Below are 20,078 nucleotides of genomic sequence, written 5' to 3'. Positions count from 1 at the left end.
GGGTGTTCACCTGACCCCCTCCCGGTCCCGGCGTCCCTAGGCTCGCCGGGAACCGGGAGGGATTCATGTACCACCACGCGCCGCCGGCACCGCCGTCGACCCGCATGCTGACGACCACCAAGTGGATCACCGTCGTCGTGTCGGTGTTGCTGACCGCGGTCGCCACGCTCCGGGTCGTCCAGATGCACGACAACGTGAAGCTCCTGGAGCGGTACGACGGCGTGGCGAGCCGCGCGTCCGGCGACGGCAAGGGACTCAAGGGCGGCGCGGAGGCCATCGCGTACAACGAGACCCTGATCATCGTCATGTACGTCACCGTGGCGGCGATCGCCCTGCTCGGCGTGTGCGCGCTGCTCACCGCGACCGGGCGGCAGTGGCCCCGGGTGCTCTGCGTGCTCCTGATGCTCGGGCCGATGGGCGTGGTGGTGCACGGCGCGCTCGAGGGCGGTTCGAACACCATGTGGGGGCTGGTGTTCCTCGTCCCGTTCCTCGCGCTGATGGTGCTGTGGTGCCTGCCCGGGGTGTCCCGGGGACTCGCGGTCAAGCGGGCGGCCCGGGCCCGCCCCATGCCGCCGCCGGCTGCCTGGCAACCCCGACACCCGTGGTGAGTGCGGCGCACCTCAGCCGGACGGGGCGAAGGCCTCGGTGCGGGACAGGCGGGCGGCGCGCATCGCCGGGTACGGGCCCGCGACGGCGCCGATCAGCAGGGTCGCGCCGAGGACCACGCCGGCCATGACCGCTCGCCAGGGCGACGCCTTCACACCAGGATGAACGGGAGCGCGAGCCAGGCCATGGCGATCGCGGCGGCCACGCCGTAGGCGACCCAGCGCCACACCGGTTGCCGGCGCACCAGCCACAGTGACGGCAGCAGCCCCGCCGTGACCACGACGTTCGACGCCACCGCCAGCAGCGCGTGCGTCTCGGCGAGGGTCGCGGCCAGGGTGACCACCGTGATCAGCACCAGCACCAGGCTCACCGCCGACACCGTGAGCCCGGTCAGCCACGGCGTCGGCTCCGCCGAACGAACCGGCCGCGCCGGTTCCGGCCGTGGCTCGACCGTGTGCTGCTCGCCGGTCAGCGGGTCCTGGTAGCCGACCGGCACCCCCATCGTCGCCGCCACCCGGCCCGCGAGCTGCAGTCCCCGGCGGGTGACCACCGCCCCGGCGGCCGCACCAGCCTCCTGCTCGCCCCGGCCGACCGCGGTCGCCACCCGTGCCCACTCGTGCAGTGCCTCGGTCAGCTCCGCGCCCAACGGCAGCCGGCGCGGGTCGACCGCGCGCTCGGCCGTGCCGTCGCGACCGACCAGCACCGCCCGCTCCCCCTCGATCCGCAACAGCACCCCGTCAGCCATCCGCACCGCCGAGCGCGTAGCAGGCGACCGCCCCCGCGGTGGCCACGTTCAGCGAGTCGACCCCGTCCGCCATCGGGATCCGCACCGCCGCGTCCGCCGCCTCCACCGCGTCGGCGGTCAGCCCGGGCCCCTCCGACCCGAGCAGCAACGCCACCCGCGCGGCGCCGGCGAACTCCCCGACCGGCACCGCGCCCGCCGCCGGGGTCATCGCCAGTACGGTGAAACCCTTGTCCCGCAACCACTTCAGTCCGACCGGCCACGGCTCCAACGGCGCGAACGGCACCGCGAGCACGTTCCCCATCGACACCCGCACACTGCGCCGGTACAGCGGGTCCGAGCAGCCAGGCCCGAGCAGCACGCCGTCGACGCCGAGCGCGGCCGCGTTGCGGAACAGCGAGCCCAGGTTCTCGTGGTCGCCGACGCCCTCCAGCACCAGCAGCCGCCGCGCGTCGGCCACCACATCCTCGGCGGTCCACGGCACCGGCCGGTCGGCGACCGCCAGCACGCCCCGGTTCAGGTGGAACCCGACGACCTCGGCCATCACCTCCGCCGACGTCGCGTACACCGGCGCGGTGTGCGGCGCCAGGTCGCCGGCGAGCTCCTCGATCCGGCGCGGCACGCCGAGCACCGCGCGCAGCGGGTAGCGGGAGGCGAGCAGACGCCGCACCACGACCACGCCCTCGGCGATCACGAACCCGCGCCCGCCCGGGCGGTCGGGCCGGCGGTCGGCGGTGGTGAGGGCGCGGAAGTCGTCCAGTCGCTCGTCGTCCGGGTCCCGCACCTCGATCACACGGCGCATGGTCCCACAGTGCGGGAGCCGCCCGGACATACCCGCCGGCTTGTTACGTCGCACCAGCGCATGTTTAGCAGTGCGTAACAACCGACGTGTCGTAGTGCACCTTTTTGGCCCCTAGCTTGAGGGTTCACGGGTATGTAACCGTTGGTACTCCCGCGCACACGCCGGACTTCCCCCGTCCGGCGAGGGGAGGTCCGACCATGGGACAGGATGTGGCGACCGGCGTGTTCGACCGCTCGGACCGCCAGCGCTACCGGACGAAGGTGCAGCGGTGCCTTGACGCCTTGGCGAGGATGCTCACCGAGGGCGGGTTCTCCACCTCACCCCCACAGATCGGCCTCGAGGTCGAGCTGAACCTGGTGGACGACGCGCTGCGCCCGGCGATGGCCAACAGCGTCGTACTGGAGAAGCTCGACGACCCGTCGTTCACCACCGAGCTGGGCCAGCACAACCTGGAGCTGAACGTGCGGCCCCGCCCGCTCGCCGGCGACGAGGCGAGCGAGCTGGAGCGGGAGGTGCGCGCCTCCCTCGACGACGCCAACGACAAGGCCCGGGACGCCGGCGCGTCGCTGGTGATGATCGGCATGCTGCCGACGTTGCGCGAGGAGCACTTCAAGGCGAGGTGGCTGTCCGGCAACCCCCGCTACACGCAGCTCAACGAGACGATCTTCGCCGCCCGCGGTGAGGACATGGTCCTGCACATGGAGGGCGCGGCGATCCCCGGCCAGCGCGGCGAGCGGCTGCGCAGCAGCGCCGACTCGATCCTGCCGGAGGCCGCGTGCACGTCCGCGCAGCTGCACCTGCAGGTCCCGCCGGAGGAGTTCGCGCCGAACTGGAACGCCGCGCAGTGCCTGGCCGGCGTGCAGGTCGCGATGGCCGCGAACTCGCCGTTCCTGCTGCGCAAGGCGCTGTGGCACGAGACCAGGATCCCGCTGTTCCAGCAGGCCACCGACACCCGTCCGCAGGAACTGAAGAACCAGGGCGTGCGGCCGAGGGTGTGGTTCGGCGAGCGGTGGATCACCTCGATCTTCGACCTGTTCGAGGAGAACGTCCGCTACTTCCCCGGTCTGCTGCCGGAGATCGACGACGAGGACCCGATCGAGGCGCTCGACTCGGGCACCGCGCCGAAACTCGCCGAGCTGCGGATGCACAACGGCACGATCTGGCGGTGGAACCGCCCGGTGTACGACGTGGTCGGCGGCGTGCCGCACCTGCGGGTGGAGAACCGGGTGCTGCCGGCCGGCCCGACCGTCCTCGACATGATCGCCAACGCCGCGTTCTTCTACGGCGCCCAGCGCGCGCTCGCCGCCGAGGATCGTCCACTGTGGACACAGATGTCGTTCCAGGCCGCCGAGGAGAACCTGTACGCCGGCGCCCGGCACGCGTTCGGCGCGCAGCTGTACTGGCCGGGCATCGGCTGGGTGCCGCCGGACGAGCTGGTACTGCGCCGGCTGCTGCCGATGGCGCACGAGGGCCTGCGCGACTGCAAGGTCTCCGACGAGGCCCGCGAGCGGTACCTCGGGGTGATCGAGCAGCGCTGCCTGGCCCAGCGGACCGGGTCGACCTGGCAGCGGGAGACCGTGGCCGGCCTGGAGGACCGGGGCCTGGACCGGGACGCCGCGCTGGTCGGGATGCTGCGCCGGTACGTCGAGCTGGCGGCGTCCAACCAGCCGGTGCACACCTGGCCGGTACCGTAGGGACCCGGCGGCCGTTGCCCACCTGGCATATTGTCGCGTTGTGCAGGAAGACGCGCGCTCCACTTTCGTGGTCGGCGACGTGCACGGGCACCTGGACGAGTTGCTCGCCGCGCTGGCCGACGCCGGGCTGGTCGACGAGGAGACGACCTGGTCCGGCGGTGACACGCACCTCTGGTTCCTCGGCGACTTCGTCGACCGCGGCCCGGACGGCATCGGCGTGATCGACCTGGTCATGCGCCTGGCCGGCGAGGCCGAGGAGGCGGGTGGCCGGGTCGAGGCGCTGCTCGGCAACCACGAGATCCTGCTGCTCGGCATGCACCGGTTCGGCGACACCGACGTCCCGTCCGACTTCGGCCCGCGCAGCTTCGCCCGCAGCTGGGAGATGAACGGCGGGCAGCCCACCGACCAGGACGCGATCACCGACGAGCACGTCGAGTGGCTGACCGAGCGGCCGGCGGTGGCGCTGGTCGGCGAGCACCTGCTGATGCACTCGGACACCGTCGAGTACCTGGTCTGGGGCGGCGACATCGACGAGATCAACGAGGGCATCCGGGCCGTGCTGCGCTCCGACGACCTGGTCGACTGGTGGGAGGTGTGGCGCAGACTCACCACCCGGCACGCCTTCCGCGGCCCGCACGGCGCCGAGACCGCCGGCCAGCTGCTGACCGTGCTGGGCGGCGAGCGGGTGGTGCACGGCCACAGCGTCATCGCCGACCAGCTCGGCATCGCGCCCGCCCTGGTCGACGGCCCCTACGAGTACGCGGACGGCCGGGCCCTCGGCGTCGACGGCGGCGTCTTCGTCGGCGGCCCCTGCCTGGTCGTGCCACTCCCCTGGAACCCGAAACCCGCCGAGGACGAGAAACCTTCGTGATGCTCCTCGTGCCCGGCGACGTCCTGCGCCCTCGCCCGTGGCGACGGCGATGCCGGCGTGGCCAAGGTTCCCGCTGGTCAGGATGCCGTGTACCGAGGCTGGATGGTCGGCGCCGACCGGTACGCCGGCTTCGTCGCCGCGCTGGCCGAGCGGGGTGTGGTCCCGCGTACCGGCGCGGAGGCCCACCGGCGGGCGCACGAGCTGCCCGGCTGGTACGCCGCCCTCGCGCCGGTCACGCCGAGGTCGGTGTGGACGGTCGGTGACGGCCGGGACGCCTTCGACCGGGCCAGGGCCGAGCTGGGCGGCGGCCCGGCCGTGCTGCGCGACTACCGCAAGTCGGCGAAACACCACTGGGACGAGGCCGCGTACGTACCCGATCTCGCCGACGGCGAGCACGCCTGGCGGATGGCGTCCCGGCTCCGCGAACTGCGCGGCGACGACTTCGCCCGCGGGTTCGTGCTGCGCGAGTACGAGCCGTTCACCGGGGCCGAGGCGCGCACCTGGTAGGTCGGCGGCCGCTGCCGCGTGGTGGGTCCGCACCCGGACACCCCGCACGACCCGCCGCCGGCCGACCTGGACCTGTCGGCGGGTCGAGCCGCTGGTCGCCGGCCTCGGGCTGCCGTTCGCGACCGTCGACCTGGCGCGCCGGGAGGACGGCCGGTGGCGGGTGGTCGAGCTGGGCGACGGGCAGGTCAGCGACCGCCCGGCCACCGTGGCGCCGGCGGACCTGGTGACCGGCCTCGGCGGTTGACCCCGAGCGGCATGATGGGGTCGAGCACAGGGAGGTGCGCGATGACGACCAGGCCAAGCTACGTGTCCGGGACCTCGGACAAGCCGCTGCTCGGTGACACCATCGGGGACAACCTCGACCGGGCGGTCGCGACGTTCGGGGACCGGGACGCGCTCGTGGACCGGACGTCCGGGCGGCGGTGGACGTACCGGCAGCTCGCCGACGAGGTGAACGCGGTCGCGCTGGGCCTGGTCGACCTCGGGGTGGAGGCCGGCGACCGGGTCGGGATCTGGGCGCCGAACTGTTCCGAGTGGACGTTCACGCAGTACGCGACGGCCAAGATCGGGGCGATCCTGGTCAACATCAACCCCGCGTACCGGACGCACGAGCTGAAGTACGTGCTCCAGCAGGCCGGGATCCGCACGCTCGTCGCGGCGCCGTCGTTCAAGGGCTCCGACTACGCGGCCATGATCGACGAGGTCCGGCCGGAGTGCCCGGCGCTGACCGACGTGCTGCTGATCGGCGAGGCCGACTGGCACGGCCTGGTCGCGATCGGGCGCGGCGGGTCGGCGGCGCACCTGGCCGAGATCCAGGCCGGGCTGTCGGCCGACGACCCGATCAACATCCAGTACACCTCGGGCACCACCGGCTTCCCCAAGGGCGCGACGCTGTCGCACCACAACATCCTGAACAACGGATACTTCGTCGGCGAGCTGTGCGGGTACACCGAGGCGGACCGGATCTGCATCCCGGTGCCCTTCTACCACTGCTTCGGCATGGTGATGGGCAACCTCGCGGCCACCTCGCACGGCGCGTGCATGGTGATCCCCGCGCCCGGCTTCGACCCCGCGGCGACGCTGGCGGCGGTGGCCGAGGAGCGGTGCACGTCGCTGTACGGGGTGCCGACGATGTTCATCGCCGAGCTGGCCGATCCGTCGTTCGGCGAGCACGACCTGTCGTCGCTGCGGACCGGGATCATGGCCGGGTCGCCGTGCCCGGTGGAGGTGATGAAGCAGGTCATCGAGCGGATGGGGATGACCGAGGTCACCATCTGCTACGGGATGACCGAGACGTCGCCGGTGTCGACCCAGACCCGCGCGGACGACTCGGTGGAGCGGCGGGTGTCGACGGTCGGGCGGGTGCACCCGCACCTGGAGGTCAAGGTCGTCGACCCGGAAACCGGCCGCACCGTGCCGCGCGGCGAGCCGGGCGAGTTCTGCACGCGCGGGTACTCGGTGATGCTCGGCTACTGGGAGGAACCGGCGAAGACCGCCGAGGCCATCGACGCCGCCCGCTGGATGCACACCGGCGACCTCGCGGTGATGGACGAGGACGGGTACCTGAACATCACCGGGCGGATTAAGGACATGGTGATCCGGGGCGGGGAGAACGTGTATCCGAGGGAGATCGAGGAGTTCCTGTACACGCACCCGGACGTACTGGACGCGCAGGTGATCGGCGTTCCGGACGAGCGGTACGGCGAGGAGCTGATGGTCTGGCTGCGGATGCGGGAAGGCGTCTCACCGCTGACACCCGAGGCGGTGCGCGAGTTCTGCGCCGGGCGGCTGGCGCACTACAAGATCCCGAGGTACGTGCACGTCGTGGACGAGTTCCCGATGACGATCACCGGCAAGATCCGCAAGGTCGAGATGCGGCAGGTGTCGGTCGAACTGCTCGGCCTCCAGGACATCGCCGCCGCCCGGCACGCCTGACCTCCGACGGGTCGCGACGCTGTGCACGAAAGCGCGGGCTGGTGACCCACTCCGCAACGACCTGGCCGCCTCGTGGCGTTCGCGCGCAGCCGCTGGCGGACAAACCGGCTACCCCCTGGCAGACTGGTTGGCATAGGCTGGACGGACGCGTCCTGGGTACGCCCTGGGGCGCGTTCGTCTGTGTGGAGGTGAGTCGTTGTGCCGACCGGAAAGGTCAAGTGGTACGACTCGGAGAAGGGCTTCGGGTTCGTCACACAGGATGGCGGCGAGGACGTCTACGTCCGGTCGTCAGCCCTGCCGGCCGGGGTGCCGGGGCTGAAAGCCGGCCAGCGCATCGAGTTCGGGGTGGCCGACGGGCGCCGGGGGCCGCAGGCCCTGTCGGTCCGGCTGCTCGACCCGCCGCCGTCCGTGGCGGAGGCCCGGCGGCGGCCGGCGGAGGAGTTGCACGGGCTGGTCGAGGACATGATCAAGCTCCTGGAGGCGAAGGTCCAACCCGACCTGCGCCGCGGCCGCTACCCCGACCGGAAGGCCACCAAGCGCATCGCCGAGGTCGTCCGGGCCGTCGCCCGGGAGCTGGACCCGTAATGTCCTGAAGGTGGCCTTCGAGACGCCGAGCGTCCCGAAGGCCACCTTCAGGGCTTCGCCGGAGCCTCGATCTGGGCGGACCAGACGCCACGGGACACGGCGGCCGGTTCGCCCTTGTCGTCGCGGACGAGCTTGGCGCCCGCCTGCTTGACCTCGACGGTCTGCAGCTGGGCGCCCGCGCCGGGCGGCAGGGCCTCGAAGGTGGTCGCCTTGCCGGGGGCGAACGTGGCCACGGTCTCGGGGGCCTTCTGCTCGCCGGCTCCGGTCTTGTACTGGATGACCACCGACCACGGGGTCTTGGCGACCTCGTCCGGCACGGTCACCAGCACCGGCGTCCCGGGCGCGACCTCCAGACTGACCTGCGCGGTGTTGTCCCGCTTGCAGTCCTGCACCTGCACGTCGCAGTACAGGTACGGCTTCGCGCTGACCTCGGTGTCGCCGACGGTGAAGGCGACCTCCGGGTCCTCCGGCGGCGGCTCCGACTGCCCGCACCCGACCAGCAGCAACCCGGCCACCACAAGAACGACGAGACGCACGACAGCGAGACTACGTGCGCTCCTCCGACCCGCTCGGCGGCCCCTCCTGGAACGCGGCGGCCGGCGTTCCCGGCGCGGTCGGCGTCCGGGGCGGCCGGACCGTGCGGTTGCCGCCGAACCACGGCAGCAGCGACGCGCCCTTCCTGGTCAGCATGGTCTGGGCCAGCCCGAGCGCGAGCAGGACCGACACCACCAGGAACCCGATCCAGAACGTCGGCGGCAGCAGCACGCCGACCGCCCCGCCGAACACCCACGCCAGCTGCAGCACCGTCTCCGACCGGCCGAACGCCGACGCTCGGGACTCCTCCGGCAGGTCGTCCTGGATCACCGCGTCCAGGCTGTTCTTGGCCAGCGCGCTGGCCGTGGCACCGACGAGCCCGACGATCGCCGCGGTCCCGATCCCCTCCATCAGCAGCGCGACCACCGTCGACGCCAGACAGCCCGCGATGCACCCCAGCACCACCTGCTCGGGGTGCCCCAGGTGCATCCGCGCGCCGATCCCGTTGCCGATGAAGCTGCCCGCCCCCGCCGCGCCGGCGATCACGCCGAGCAGCAGCAGCTGCATGAACGGGTCGCCCTCGGTCTGCGCGCGCACCGCGAACGCGGCGAACATCATCAGGAACCCGGTGAGGATCCGGATCGTCGCGTTGCCGGACAACGCGACGACCACATGTCGGCCCATGGGTTGTCGTTTCGGCTGCTGCGGGTTGGCCGACAGCGACGCCGGCACCTCGCCCTCGGTGACCTCGACCCAGGCCGGGATGCGCATCGCCTGGAACGCGCCGAACACGCAGATCGCGGCGGTGAACCAGAGCGCGCCCGGCGAGCCGAACAGCTGCAGCACCAGCGTCGCGACCGCGCCGAACGCGGCCCCGCCGGCCAGGCCGAACACGGTCAGCCTGGCGTTGGTCTTGGCCAGCGTGATGTCCGGCGGCACCACCCTCGGCGTGACCGCCGCCTTGAGCACCGTGAACGACTTGGACATCACCATCTTGCCCAGCGCAGCGGGGTAGAGCAGCCAGGAGTCGAAGTTCAGCGCCATGACCACGCACATCAGCGCCTGCCCGGCCGACGTCGCGCACATCGCGAGCCGGCGGCCGCGCTGGATCCGGTCGAGCGCGGGGCCGATGACCGGCGCCACCAGCGCGAACGGCGCCACCGTGATCAGCAGGTACAGGGCGACCTTGCCGCGGCTGGAGTCGGCGCTGGCCGCGGAGAAGAACAGCGTGTTCGCCAGTGCCACGGCCATCGCCGCGTCGCTGGCGTAGTTGAGCATCGTGGCGTAGGTGAGCGAGGTGAGGCCGGACTTGTCGGCGCCGTCGGCGTTCGCGGCGCGGCGGAACGCGGACACGGCCTTGCCGGTCAGCTCCCGGCCGCGCAGCGCGGCGACACGGGTGACGGTGAGCTTCTTGGGGTACTGCGGCGCGGCGGCCGGGTGCTCCGGCGGGGGCTCGTGCTCCTGGCCGGGCTGACGGGCGTAGCCGTCCGGGCCGTAGGTCTCGGGGAACTCCTCGCGCCGGGTCGGCTGGGGATGCGGCGGCAGGTGGCGGCGCGGCGGGGGCACGTCACGCCAGTTGCGCCGCTGCGTCGGCTGGGGCGGTGCCCACTGCGGAGCGGGCTGGGGCGGCTCGTGGTGGACCGGGCGGGTGCGGTGCTGGTCCGGCGGGTAGGGGCTCGCCGTCGGGATGGCGTTGGTGAGCGGTTCCTCGCGCGGCGGCAGCGGGATCGCGTTGGTCAGCGGCTCCTCGCGCGGCTCGTCCCGGGGCGGCGGCGGGGGTGCCTGGTAGCGCGCGGTCGGCGGCTTCGGGGACGGCGGCGGGGGCGGAGGTGGGTTCTGGATCGACGGCTGCGGCTGGTCGGTCCAGCGGCGGCGCTTCCGGCCGGAGCGGGAGCGGCCACGGCGGCCCTCCGACTCCTCCTCACCCGAACCGGAACGAATCACGCCGTCCATCCTGCCGTACTTCGACCGGTTCCGGAGCCGGAACCAGGCCCTCGTGCTGGGGATTTCACCCGTCGTCACCGGTGACGAACCTCACCAGGAACATCTTCGGCCACAGCTTCCCGGTCACCAGGAACCGGTCGGTGCCCGGGACGGCGGCGATCCCGTTGAGCACGTCGGCGCCGGCGCTGTCCTCTTCGGGCAGCAGGCCGGTGAGGTCGACGGTCGCGGTGACGTCGCCGGTGGCCGGGTCGATCCGCACGATCCGGTCGGTCTGCCAGACGTTCGCGTAGACGGCGCCGTCCACGCACTCGAGTTCGTTGAGCCGCTGGACCGGGTTCCCGGCCTCGTCCCGGACCTCGACGCTGCCGGTCTCGGCGAAGGTGTCCGGGTCGCGGAAGGTCAGCTCGGCGGTGCCGTCGCTCATCACCAGCCGGGTGTCGTCGTGGCAGAGGCCCCAGCCCTCGCCCTCGTAGGAGACGCGGTCCCGCTCGGCGAGGGTCGCCCGGTCGCGCCGGAACGCGATGCCGTCCCGCCAGGTCAGCTGCCAGATCGTGTCGCCGACGACGGTGATGCCCTCGCCGAAGACGTCGCCCGGCAGCGCCTCCGCCCGCCGCACCTCGCCGGTCTCCGGGTCGAGTGCGCGGATGGCCGAGCGGCCCTCCAGCCCGGTGCCCTCGTAGAGGACGCCGTCGGCGAGTTCGAGGCCCTGGGTGAACGCGGTCGGGTCGTGCGGGCGGACCTCGATCACCTCGGGGCGCAGGGTGTCGGCGGCGGCGGGCGGCGGCGTCTCGGCGCGCGGGGTGGCGGCGCACGAGGTGACCAGCAACAGGGCGACGAGCGTCAACGGAGCCCTCACGGGAACCAGCCTCACATGCGTACGGCACAATCGTCTGTGATGAGTGTGCCGCAGACCGACGAGCTGAACGACCCCGCGCTGGTCGCGGAGGTCGACCTCGCGCGCGCCGCCGCCCAGCAGGAGGCGGGCGACGAGGAGGTCGGCGCGCACGTCGGCGCGCAGATCGACGGCGATTCGGCCGTCACCCACCTGTTCGAGGCGCACAAGCCCGGCTACCGGGGCTGGCGCTGGGCGGCGACGGTCGCGAGCGCGGGCCCGGACACGGACGCGACGGTCAGCGAGGTCGTCCTGCTGCCCGGCCCGGACGCGCTGGTCGCGCCGGACTGGGTGCCGTGGGAGCGCCGGGTCCAGGCCGGCGACCTCGGGGTCGGCGACCTGCTGCCGGCGGCGCCGGACGATCCTCGGCTGGTGCCCGCGTACCTGGCCTCCGACGATCCCGCGGTGGAGGAGGTCGCCCGTGAGGTCGGCCTCGGCCGGACCAGGGTGATGGCGCGACCGGCGCGCGAGGACGCCGCGTCGCGGTGGCGCAACGGCGAGTTCGGCCCGCGGTCGGACATGGCCCGCTCGGCGCCCGGCCAGTGCGGGACGTGCGGCTTCTACCTGCCACTGGCGGGTTCGCTCCGGGCGGCCTTCGGCACCTGCGGCAACGAGATGTCCCCGGCCGACGCACACGTGGTACACGTCGAGTACGGCTGCGGCGCCCACTCCGAAGCAGAGGTAGAGCAGGTCTCCCCCGTCCTCGTAGCCAACCTCATCTACGACGACGCCCAACTGGACGTGGAGCCCCTGCCCACGCCGGAGCCCGCGTCCGAGGCCGCGCCGACATCCTCCCCGGAGGCCGAGCCCTCGCCCTCGCCTTCACCGAAGGCCGCACCCGAGGCCGCGCCCGCACCGGAATCCGCGTCCGGGGCCGCGCCGACATCCTCCCCGGAGGCCGAGCCCTCGCCCTCGCCTTCACCGAAGGCCGCACCCGAGGCCGCGCCCGCACCGGAATCCGCGTCCGAGGCCGCGCCGACATCCTCCCCGGAGACCGAGCCCTCGCCCTCGCCTTCACCGAAGGCCGCACCCGAGGCCGCGCCCGCACCGGAGCCCGCGTCCGAGGCCGACCCCACGTCCTCGCCGGAGGCCGAGCTTTCGCCGGAGGCCGAGCTTTCGCCGAGGCCCTCGTCCTCGTCCTCGTCCGCGTCCGAGCCCGCGTCCGAGTCCGCATCCGAGGTCGAGTCCGCGTCGGAGTCCGCGTCGGAGTCCGCGTCCAAGGCCGCGTCCAAGGCCGCGCCCGAGCCAGAGGCCGAGCCTGCGTCCGAGGGGGCGCTCGCGTCCGCATCCTCCCCGGAGCCTCCGCCGGAGGCCGAGCCCGCGGCGCCGCTCGAACCCCTCGTCACCACCGAGACCGACGTGCGGGAGACCGACGGGCCGGAGGACAGCACCGGGCAACGGCCGGCGGACGGGTGAACGACCCCTTCGACACCGCGCGGCTGCGGCACGCCGTGCTCTCCTCCTGGGCGTCCTCGCCCACCCGGTTCCGCGAGGACGCCAACGCCGAGGAGGATCTCTACCTCGGCGGCTACCGCGACCGCCTGCTCGTCGAGCTCGCCCAGAACGCCGCCGACGCCGCCGGGCAGGACGCCCGGCTCCGGGTGTCCGTGGTGGACCGGGAGCTGCGGGTCGCCAACACCGGCACACCGCTGGACCGCGACGGGGTCGCCTCGCTCGCCTCCCTGCGCGCGTCCGCCAAACGTGACGGCGTCGGGCGGTTCGGCGTCGGGTTCGCCGCGGTGCTCACCGTGACCGACGCGCCCCGCGTGGTGTCCCGGACCGGCGGCGTCGCGTTCTCCGCCGAGCGCACCCGGGAGGCCGCGGACGTCACCGGCCGCGTCCCCGTCCTCCGGCTCCCCTGGCCGACCGACGAGCCCCCGCCGGACGGCTTCGACACCGAGGTCCGGCTGCCGCTGCGGGACGACGTCGACCCCGCCGCCCTGCTCGACGAGTTCGCCGACCAGGCCGTCGACCTGCTGCTGTCCCTCGACGGCCTCACCCGGGTCGAGATCGGCGACCGCGTCTGGCACCGGGACGGCGACGAACTGCACGCGCCGGACGGCGTCACCCGCTGGGTCACCGTCCGCGACTCCGGCGAACTGCCCGCGAACCTGGTCGCCGCCACCGAACAGCGTCCACAGTGGACAATCTGCTGGGCGTACAGCACGGACCGCGCCGAGCACCCGGTCCTGCACGCGCCGACGCCGACCGACGAGCGGCTCTCCCTGCCCGCCAGGCTGATAGCCACCCTCCCGGTCGAGACCACCCGCCGCCGCGTCGCCCCCGGCCCCGCCACCGACCTCGTGCTCGACGCCGCGATCCGCGCCTACCCCCGCCTGCTCGACCACCTCGAACCCGCCGCGCGCACGAACCTGGTACCGCTCCCCGATTTCCCACTGTCCGAAGTGGACGACAAGCTCCGCCAGGGCGTCCTCGGCGCGCTCCGCGCCACCCCCTGGCTCCCCCGCCCGACCGGCGACCCCGTCTCCCCCGCCGCGGCCGCCCTGCTGCCCGTCGACAGCCCGGCCCTGGCCGACCTGCTCGCCGACGTCGTCCCCGGCCTGGTCACCGCCGAGTTCGCCGCGCCCGAGCACGCCGCCGCCCTCGCCGCGCTCGACACCAGGCGCCTGCACGCCGCCGACCTCGTCGCCGCCGTCACCGGGATCGACCGCGACCCGGCCTGGTGGCACCGGCTCTACGACGCCCTGGCCCCGCTCGCCGAGGTCGACGCCGACGCGCGGGAGGCCCTCGGCGCGCTCCCGGTGCCGATGGTCGACGGCCGCACGATCCCCGGCCCGCGCGGCGCCCTGCTGATCGACGCCGACCTCGGTGCCGTCGCCATCGGTGACGCGGTGCATCCCGACGCCGCGCACCCGCTGCTCGAACGCCTCGGTGCCCGCCGCGGCGGTGCGCACGACCTGCTCGACTCCCTGCGCGACGACGTGGAACGCAGCGTCGACGACGCCGAGTCCGGCATGGACCTCACGGACCTGCACGAATCGGTCCGGGCGCTCGTCGACGCGACCGGCGCCCGCCCCGGCGAACGCCCCTGGCTCGCGGCCCTCGCCCTCCGCGACAGCGCGGGCGACTGGCGCCGCGCCGACGAACTGGCCCTGCCCGACTCTCCCCTGCTCGACCTGCTCGACGAGGACACCCCGCTCGGCGTCCTGGCCGACGACACCGCGCGCGCCTGGCCCAGGGACGTGCTCACCGCGGTCGGCGTGCTCGACACGTTCGCCGTCGTCGTCGACGAGTCACCGGCCGGGCCGGACCACGACCTCGCCGACGAGCAGGACTGGTGGGAGTCGCTGCCCGAGCCGCCGACCCGGATGACCGCGGTGCGCGACCTCGACCTGGTCGCCGACGACGCCTGGCCGGCCGTGCTGGCGCTGCTGGCGGCGAGTCCGGAGACCTGGCAGGCCCTGCACGAGCCGCACGGCTACACCGGCTGGTGGATCGGCCGGCACGCCCTGCTCGACGGGCAGCCGCCGCGCACGCTGCGGATGCCGGACGCCGACGCCCTGGCCGGCCTGTACGACGCGGCCCCGCCGGACCTGGCGCCGTCCGTGCTGCGTGCCGTCGGCGTCCGCGACCACCTCGACGTCACCGACCCGGCCGACGCGGAGGACCTGCTCGACCGCCTGGCCGACGCGGACCGCCCGGTCGGTGCCGGGGCGACGATGCGCGCCCACGCCGCCCTGGCCAGGGCCGTACGCGACGGCGACGTCGCCGCCGACGAGGTCGAGGCCCCGATCGCGGTCCGCACGCTCACCGGCGCCGTGCTGCCGGCCGCCGAGGGTGTGGTGCTCGACGCGCCATGGGTGCTGGGTGTCCTGGCTCCCGAGCGCGCGGTGACCGTCGGCCTCGACTTCGACCTAGCCGAGCCCCTGGCCGACCTGCTCGACCTGCCCCTGGCCACCGAGGTGGTCGTCGGCGTGGTCCGTGAGCGCGCGGAGCCGGTCGCCTGGACCGACCTCGGCGCGGTGGTCGACGCGTGCGACCTGGTCGGCGTCCCGGTCCCACCCGGCGGACCGATCGTGCACGAGCGCCTGACCGTCCGCATCGGCCTGATCGACCACGAGGTCCCCTGGTGGGTGGACGGCGGCGTCGTGCACTGCACCGACACCACCGCCGGCCTGGCCCGCGCCCTGGCCTGGGCCACCGCCCACTGGCCCGCCCGCCACACCTTCGCCGCCCTCCTCGACGACCCCGACACCCTGCTCCCCTGACCTCGCGAGTCGTACGCTCCCGTCCGGCGAGTCGTACGCTCCCGTCCGGCGAGTCGTACGCTCCCGGAACGTACGACTCGCGCGACCGGAACGTACGACTCGCGCGACCGGAACGTACGACTCGCGCGACCGGAACGTACGACTCGCGCGACCGGAACGTACGACTCGCGCGACGGGAAGGTACGACTCGCGGGGTCAGCGGATCTTCTGGGCGCCTCTGGCGCCGCGGCGGGAGGCGTTGCGTTGCCAGAGCATGATCGGGATGCCGATCAGGCCGAGGACGGAGCCGGCGAGGGCGGTCCACATCCAGATGGGCGGGAACACGTCGAAGGCGTAGTGGCCGACGGCGAGGACGGCGAGCGCGAGGAACCACAGGGTCGTGCCGACGTAGACGATCGGCGCCAGGGCGAGCAGCCGTGGCGGCAACGGCGGTGGGGGGATCTTCCGCGCGTCGGGTTCCGCTTCACCAGGCACGTTTGCGAGGCTACCGTCCCATGAGCACCAGGACGGCGCTGGACCGTTTCTTCCGGATCTCCGAACGCGGCTCGACCCCGGGCCGGGAGGTCCGCGGCGGCCTGGTCACCTTCGTCACGATGGCCTACATCGTCGTGCTGAACCCGCTGATCATCGGTAGTTTCTCCGCCGACCCGGACAGTCCGACCACGCACGACGACGCGTTCGGCGCGATCCTGCCGGCCGGGCAGGTGGCCGCGGTCACCGCGCTGGTCGCCGGGGTGATGACGATCCTGTTCGGACTCGTCGCCAACTACCCGTTCGCGATGGCCACCGGGCTCGGGATCAACGCGTTCGTCGCGGTCACCATCGCGCCGCAGATGAGCTGGCCGGCCGCGATGGGCCTGGTGCTGGTCAACGGGGTCGTGGTGCTGATCCTGGTGGTCACCGGGGTGCGCACGATGGTGTTCAACGCGGTCCCGGCGTCGCTGAAGGCCGCGATCGCGGTCGGGATCGGGTTGTTCATCACGCTCATCGGCCTGGTCGACGCCGGGTTCGTGCGCCGGGTGCCGGACGCGGCGAACACGACGGTCCCGGTCGGGCTCGGCATCGACGGCTCGATCGCGTCCTGGCCGACGGCCGTGTTCGTCGTCGGGCTGCTGCTGACCGGGATCCTGGTCGCCAAGCGGGTCAAGGGCGCCATCCTGATCGGGGTGCTCGGCTCGACGGTGATCGCGATCGTCGTCGAGGCCGTCGTGGGCGCCGGCCGGTCCGGCGGGACCGACCCGACCGGCTGGAACCTCGGCTACCCGGCCGTCCCGGACGACGTGGTGAGCACGCCGGACCTGTCGCTGGTCGGCCAGGTCAACCTGGACGCCTGGGTCCAGGTGCCGGTGATCACCGCGGTGCTGCTGGTGTTCAGCCTGGTGCTGACCGACTTCTTCGACACCATCGGCACCATGACCGGGCTGGGCAAGGAGGCCGGGCTGATCGGCCGGGACGGGAAGCTGCCCGGGGTCGGCCGGGCGCTGTTCGTGGACGGGCTCGGCGCGGTCGCGGGCGGCGCGGCGTCGTCGAGTTCCAACACCGTCTACGTCGAGTCGGCGTCCGGGATCGCCGAGGGCGCCCGCACCGGGCTCGCGAACGTGGTCACCGGCCTGCTGTTCCTCGCCGCGATGTTCTTCACGCCGCTGTACGAGGCGGTGCCGGTGGAGGCGGCCGCGCCCGCGCTGGTGATCGTCGGCGTGCTGATGATGGCGCAGATCCGGGAGATCGACTTCGACGACTTCACCGTCGCGCTGCCGGCGTTCCTGACGATCGTGGTGATGCCGTTCACCTACTCGATCGCCAACGGCATCGGGGCCGGGTTCGTCAGCTACGTGGTGCTGCGCGCGGTCACCGGCCGGGCGCGCGGCACGCACCCGCTACTGTGGGTCATCGCCGCGCTGTTCGTGGTGTACTTCGCGATCGGCCCAATCCAGACAGCCCTCGCCTGACTTCCGCCAGGTCGTGAGGTATGCTAACTATGTGTCGAACAGTGAGCCGGACGTAGCCGAACGCTCGCTCGCCAGCCGTCTGCGCGTGGCGACCGTGCGGCTCAACCGCAGGCTTCGGGCCCAGCGGACCAGCTCCTCGGTGACGCTCACCCAACTTTCCGCGCTGTTCTGCCTGCACAAGTGCGGCCCGCTCACCCCTGGTGAGCTCGCGGCCAAGGAGGTAGTCCAACCCCCGTCCATGACCAGGGTGATCGCCGCGCTCGAGGAGTTCGGTTTCGTCAGCCGTCGACCACATCCCAGTGACGGCCGGCAGGCCATCGTCGAGATCACCGAGGAGGGGAGCGCGCTCATCCTGGCCGACATCTCCGCGCGCGAAGCCTGGTTGGACAAGCGGCTCGCCGAGCTGAGTCCCGCCGACCGGGACGTGCTGTCCCAGGCGGCGGAGATCATCGACCGGTTGGCGAGCCAACAGGATTAGTGACAGACAGCAGAAGAACGTGTGACCCGACCAGTGCGAGCGGTCCGCCTCGAGCCGCGCTCGCCGACGCGTCGAAGACCGATGGGGACGATCGAGGCATGTTCGGATCCCTGCGGGTGCGCAACTACCGGTTGTTCGCGTCCGGGCAGGTGATCTCCAACGTCGGCACGTGGATGCAGCGGGTCGCGCAGGACTGGCTGGTGCTGGAGCTCTCCGGCTACGACCCGGTCGCGCTGGGCGTGGCCGCGGCGCTGCAGTTCCTGCCGACGCTGCTGTTCACGTTGTGGGCGGGTGTGCTGGCCGACCGGCACGACAAGCGCCGGATGCTGATGGTGTTGCAGACCGGGATGGCGCTGTGCGCGCTGGTGCTGGGCGTGCTGGACGTCTCCGGCCTGGTGGCGCTGTGGCACGTGTACCTGCTGTGCTTCGTGTTCGGCATGTTCACCGCGGCCGATCCGCCGGTGCGCCAGGCGTTCGTCGGTGAGATGGTCGGCCGCGACCGCCTGACCAACGCGGTGGCGCTGAACTCGACGATGTTCAACCTCGCGCGCGTGGTCGGCCCGGCGCTCGCCGGCATGATGATCGTCTGGACCGGCACCGGCTGGGTCTTCCTGATCAACGCGGTCACGACGGTCGCCGTGATCGTCAACCTGGCGCGGATGAACGCCGGCGAGCTGCACCGCCAGCCGAGGCCGGCGTCGCGGCGCGGGCAGCTGCGCGAGGCGCTGCGGTACGTGCGCGGGCGGCCGGACATCCTGACGGTGCTGGTGATGGTGTTCTTCGTGAGCACGTTCGCGTTCACGTTCTTCACCAGCCTGGCGATCGCGGCGGCGAACGTGTTCGGCCGGGACGCTGACGGGTACGGGTTGTTGTCGACGCTGCTGGCGGTCGGGACGCTCGGCGGGGCGCTGCTGGCGGTGCGGCGGAGCACGCGCCGGCGGCCCGGGATGCGGCTACTGGTGGGGTCGGCGTTCACGTTCGGCGTGCTGGAGGTGGTCGCCGGGCTGATGCCGACGTACCTGGCGTTCGGGCTGGCGCTGGTGCCGGTCGGCGTCGCGATGATCACGTTCATGAACACGGCGAACAACACGGTGCAGCTGGCGACGGCGCCGGAGATGCGCGGGCGCGTGATGGCGCTGTACATGCTGGTGTTCGTCGGCGGGAACCCGGTCGGGGCGCCGATGACGGGCTGGCTGGCTGCCGAGTTCGGCGGTCGCTCGCCGTTCGTGGCCGGTGGCGCGGTGGCCGTACTGGCGGCGGTGGTGTGCGGGTTCGTACTCGCCCGGCGCGGCGGGGTACGGATGCGGCCGCGGGTCCGGCCGAGGCGGTGGGTACGCCGCCGGGTCGAGCCGCGCCCGGCACCGGAACTGGAACGCGCGGACGCCGCGTAGCCGGGAAGCACGAGACCCCGGTTCGGTAGTGCCGCCTACCGGACCGGGGTCTCGTGTGTTCCCGAACTGACTGCCGCTCCCACCACGAAGCGACGAGCTAAGGTTAGCCTAACTTCAGTTCTCCTCGCAAGGGCCGTCGCCGAAGGGGTCGTGGGCTCGGCCCACGAGGTCGGCTACGGAGTCGATGACGAGGCTGGGGCGGTAGGGGAAGCGTTCGGCCGTTTCGGGGGTCGAGATGCCGGTCATGACCAGGATCGTCCGCAGGCCGGCTTCCAGGCCTGAACGGACATCGGTGTCCATCCGGTCGCCGATCATCAGGGTCGACTCGGAGTGGGCTCCCAGCGCGCGGAGGGCGCTACGCATCATCAGGGGGTTCGGTTTGCCCACGAAGTAGGGGGCGTGGCCGGTCGCCTGTTGGATCAGGGCGGCCACCGACCCGGTCGCCGGCAACGAGCCCTCGCGGGACGGGCCGGTCGCGTCGGGATTGGTGGCGATGAACCGGGCACCGCCCTCGACCAGGCGGATCGCGGTGGTGATAGCGGTGAAGCTGTAGGTCCTGGTCTCGCCCAGGACGACGTAGTCGGGGTCGCGGTCGGTCAGGATGTACCCGATCTCGTGCAGGGCCGTGGTCAGGCCCGACTCGCCGATCACGTACGCCGAGCCCTCCGGGCGCTGCGCCTCCAGGAACGTCGCGGTCGCCAGCGCGGAGGTCCAGATGGCCGACTCCGGCACGTCCAGGCCCGTGCGGCGCAGGCGTGCTCGCAGGTCGCGGGGGGTGTAGATGGAGTTGTTCGTCAGGACCAGGAACCGCTGGTCCCGTTCGCGCAGTTCGGCGATCAGCTTGTCCGCGCCCGGCACGAGGTGTTCCTCGTGCACCAGGACCCCGTCCATGTCCATGAGATAAGTCCAGGCCATGCCG

At 72.8% G+C, this 20,078-nt stretch carries 19 protein-coding genes; 12 read left to right on the top strand and 7 right to left on the bottom strand.

All coding sequences use genetic code 11. The features are described from left to right. Positions 1-65 precede the first annotated feature (65 nt). Entirely contained in the window at positions 66-608 is a 543-nt protein-coding gene (locus JT362_RS06305) for a hypothetical protein (RefSeq protein ID WP_260190063.1), read from the top strand. A gap of 149 nt (positions 609-757) precedes the next feature. Here the strand turns inward: JT362_RS06305 and JT362_RS06300 are convergent, their stop codons facing one another. Further along, positions 758-1,351, bottom strand: coding sequence for a DUF2537 domain-containing protein (locus tag JT362_RS06300; protein ID WP_375546449.1), 594 nt, complete (start codon positions 1,349-1,351; stop codon positions 758-760). Continuing rightward, the gene (locus tag JT362_RS06295; protein WP_260190062.1) at positions 1,344-2,150 is read right to left on the bottom strand and encodes a TrmH family RNA methyltransferase; all 807 of its coding nucleotides are present in this window, start codon (positions 2,148-2,150) and stop codon (positions 1,344-1,346) included. Before JT362_RS06295 ends, JT362_RS06300 begins: the two co-directional genes overlap by 8 nt. Before the next feature lie 197 nt (positions 2,151-2,347). Between JT362_RS06295 and JT362_RS06290 the strand changes: the two genes are divergently transcribed. The 6 genes from JT362_RS06290 (at position 2,348) to JT362_RS06265 (ending at position 7,742) form a co-directional block, all read left to right on the top strand. Next, positions 2,348-3,844 (top strand): glutamate-cysteine ligase family protein, encoded by a 1,497-nt coding sequence (locus tag JT362_RS06290; protein WP_260190061.1) that lies wholly within the window; start codon positions 2,348-2,350, stop codon positions 3,842-3,844. A gap of 40 nt (positions 3,845-3,884) precedes the next feature. After that, positions 3,885-4,715 carry a metallophosphoesterase gene (locus JT362_RS06285; protein ID WP_260190060.1) on the top strand — a complete coding sequence of 277 codons (831 nt, stop codon included), beginning with the start codon at positions 3,885-3,887 and terminating at the stop codon, positions 4,713-4,715. A 57-nt stretch (positions 4,716-4,772) separates the two neighbouring features. Continuing rightward, complete coding sequence (locus JT362_RS06280; RefSeq protein ID WP_260190059.1) at positions 4,773-5,222, top strand: ATP-grasp domain-containing protein; 450 nt, start codon at positions 4,773-4,775, stop codon at positions 5,220-5,222. Positions 5,223-5,313: 91 nt separating this feature from the next. After that, positions 5,314-5,466, top strand: a complete 153-nt coding sequence (locus JT362_RS06275) for an ATP-grasp domain-containing protein (RefSeq protein WP_260190397.1) — start codon at positions 5,314-5,316, stop codon at positions 5,464-5,466. A 41-nt stretch (positions 5,467-5,507) separates the two neighbouring features. After that, positions 5,508-7,157, top strand: coding sequence for an AMP-binding protein (locus tag JT362_RS06270; protein WP_260190058.1), 1,650 nt, complete (start codon positions 5,508-5,510; stop codon positions 7,155-7,157). Positions 7,158-7,355: 198 nt separating this feature from the next. Then, positions 7,356-7,742: a cold-shock protein gene (locus JT362_RS06265; protein ID WP_260190057.1), complete on the top strand. Its 387-nt coding sequence runs from the start codon at positions 7,356-7,358 to the stop codon at positions 7,740-7,742. A gap of 47 nt (positions 7,743-7,789) precedes the next feature. Here the strand turns inward: JT362_RS06265 and JT362_RS06260 are convergent, their stop codons facing one another. From JT362_RS06260 to JT362_RS06250, 3 genes are read right to left on the bottom strand one after another with little or no spacing between them, the layout of a single operon-like run. Next, positions 7,790-8,278, bottom strand: coding sequence for a DUF2771 family protein (locus JT362_RS06260; RefSeq protein ID WP_260190056.1), 489 nt, complete (start codon positions 8,276-8,278; stop codon positions 7,790-7,792). A 10-nt stretch (positions 8,279-8,288) separates the two neighbouring features. Continuing rightward, a complete protein-coding gene (locus JT362_RS06255) occupies positions 8,289-10,229 on the bottom strand; it encodes an MFS transporter (protein ID WP_260190396.1) in 1,941 nt (646 codons plus the stop codon). Between the two features lie 55 nt (positions 10,230-10,284). Beyond that, positions 10,285-11,076, bottom strand: a complete 792-nt coding sequence (locus JT362_RS06250) for a glutaminyl-peptide cyclotransferase (RefSeq protein WP_260190055.1) — start codon at positions 11,074-11,076, stop codon at positions 10,285-10,287. Between the two features lie 39 nt (positions 11,077-11,115). Between JT362_RS06250 and JT362_RS06245 the strand changes: the two genes are divergently transcribed. Continuing rightward, complete coding sequence (locus JT362_RS06245; protein WP_260190054.1) at positions 11,116-12,528, top strand: DUF3027 domain-containing protein; 1,413 nt, start codon at positions 11,116-11,118, stop codon at positions 12,526-12,528. After that, positions 12,525-15,341 (top strand): sacsin N-terminal ATP-binding-like domain-containing protein, encoded by a 2,817-nt coding sequence (locus JT362_RS06240; RefSeq protein WP_260190053.1) that lies wholly within the window; start codon positions 12,525-12,527, stop codon positions 15,339-15,341. Before JT362_RS06245 ends, JT362_RS06240 begins: the two co-directional genes overlap by 4 nt. A 195-nt stretch (positions 15,342-15,536) precedes the next feature. On the opposite strand, the gene JT362_RS06235 is transcribed toward JT362_RS06240, so the two are convergent. Further along, on the bottom strand, positions 15,537-15,815 hold the full coding sequence (locus JT362_RS06235) for a DUF2530 domain-containing protein (protein WP_260190052.1): 279 nt from the start codon (positions 15,813-15,815) through the stop codon (positions 15,537-15,539). A gap of 20 nt (positions 15,816-15,835) precedes the next feature. On the opposite strand from JT362_RS06235, the gene JT362_RS06230 reads away from it, so the two are divergent. From JT362_RS06230 to JT362_RS06220, 3 genes are all read left to right on the top strand, one after another. Beyond that, positions 15,836-17,290, top strand: coding sequence for an NCS2 family permease (locus tag JT362_RS06230; protein WP_260190051.1), 1,455 nt, complete (start codon positions 15,836-15,838; stop codon positions 17,288-17,290). 31 nt (positions 17,291-17,321) lie between these two features. After that, positions 17,322-17,768, top strand: coding sequence for a MarR family winged helix-turn-helix transcriptional regulator (locus JT362_RS06225; protein ID WP_260190050.1), 447 nt, complete (start codon positions 17,322-17,324; stop codon positions 17,766-17,768). Positions 17,769-17,866: 98 nt separating this feature from the next. Then, positions 17,867-19,159: an MFS transporter gene (locus JT362_RS06220; protein ID WP_260190049.1), complete on the top strand. Its 1,293-nt coding sequence runs from the start codon at positions 17,867-17,869 to the stop codon at positions 19,157-19,159. Positions 19,160-19,273: 114 nt separating this feature from the next. On the opposite strand, the gene JT362_RS06215 is transcribed toward JT362_RS06220, so the two are convergent. Beyond that, a complete protein-coding gene (locus JT362_RS06215; RefSeq protein WP_260190048.1) occupies positions 19,274-20,074 on the bottom strand; it encodes an HAD-IIA family hydrolase in 801 nt (266 codons plus the stop codon). Between the last annotated feature and the right edge of the window lie 4 nt (positions 20,075-20,078).

The organism is Actinophytocola gossypii (assembly GCF_025165815.1).
Lineage (GTDB): Bacteria > Actinomycetota > Actinomycetes > Mycobacteriales > Pseudonocardiaceae > Actinophytocola > Actinophytocola gossypii.
The sequence above is the reverse complement of the archived record's forward strand: the minus strand, read 5'-3'. Positions and strand labels throughout refer to the sequence as shown.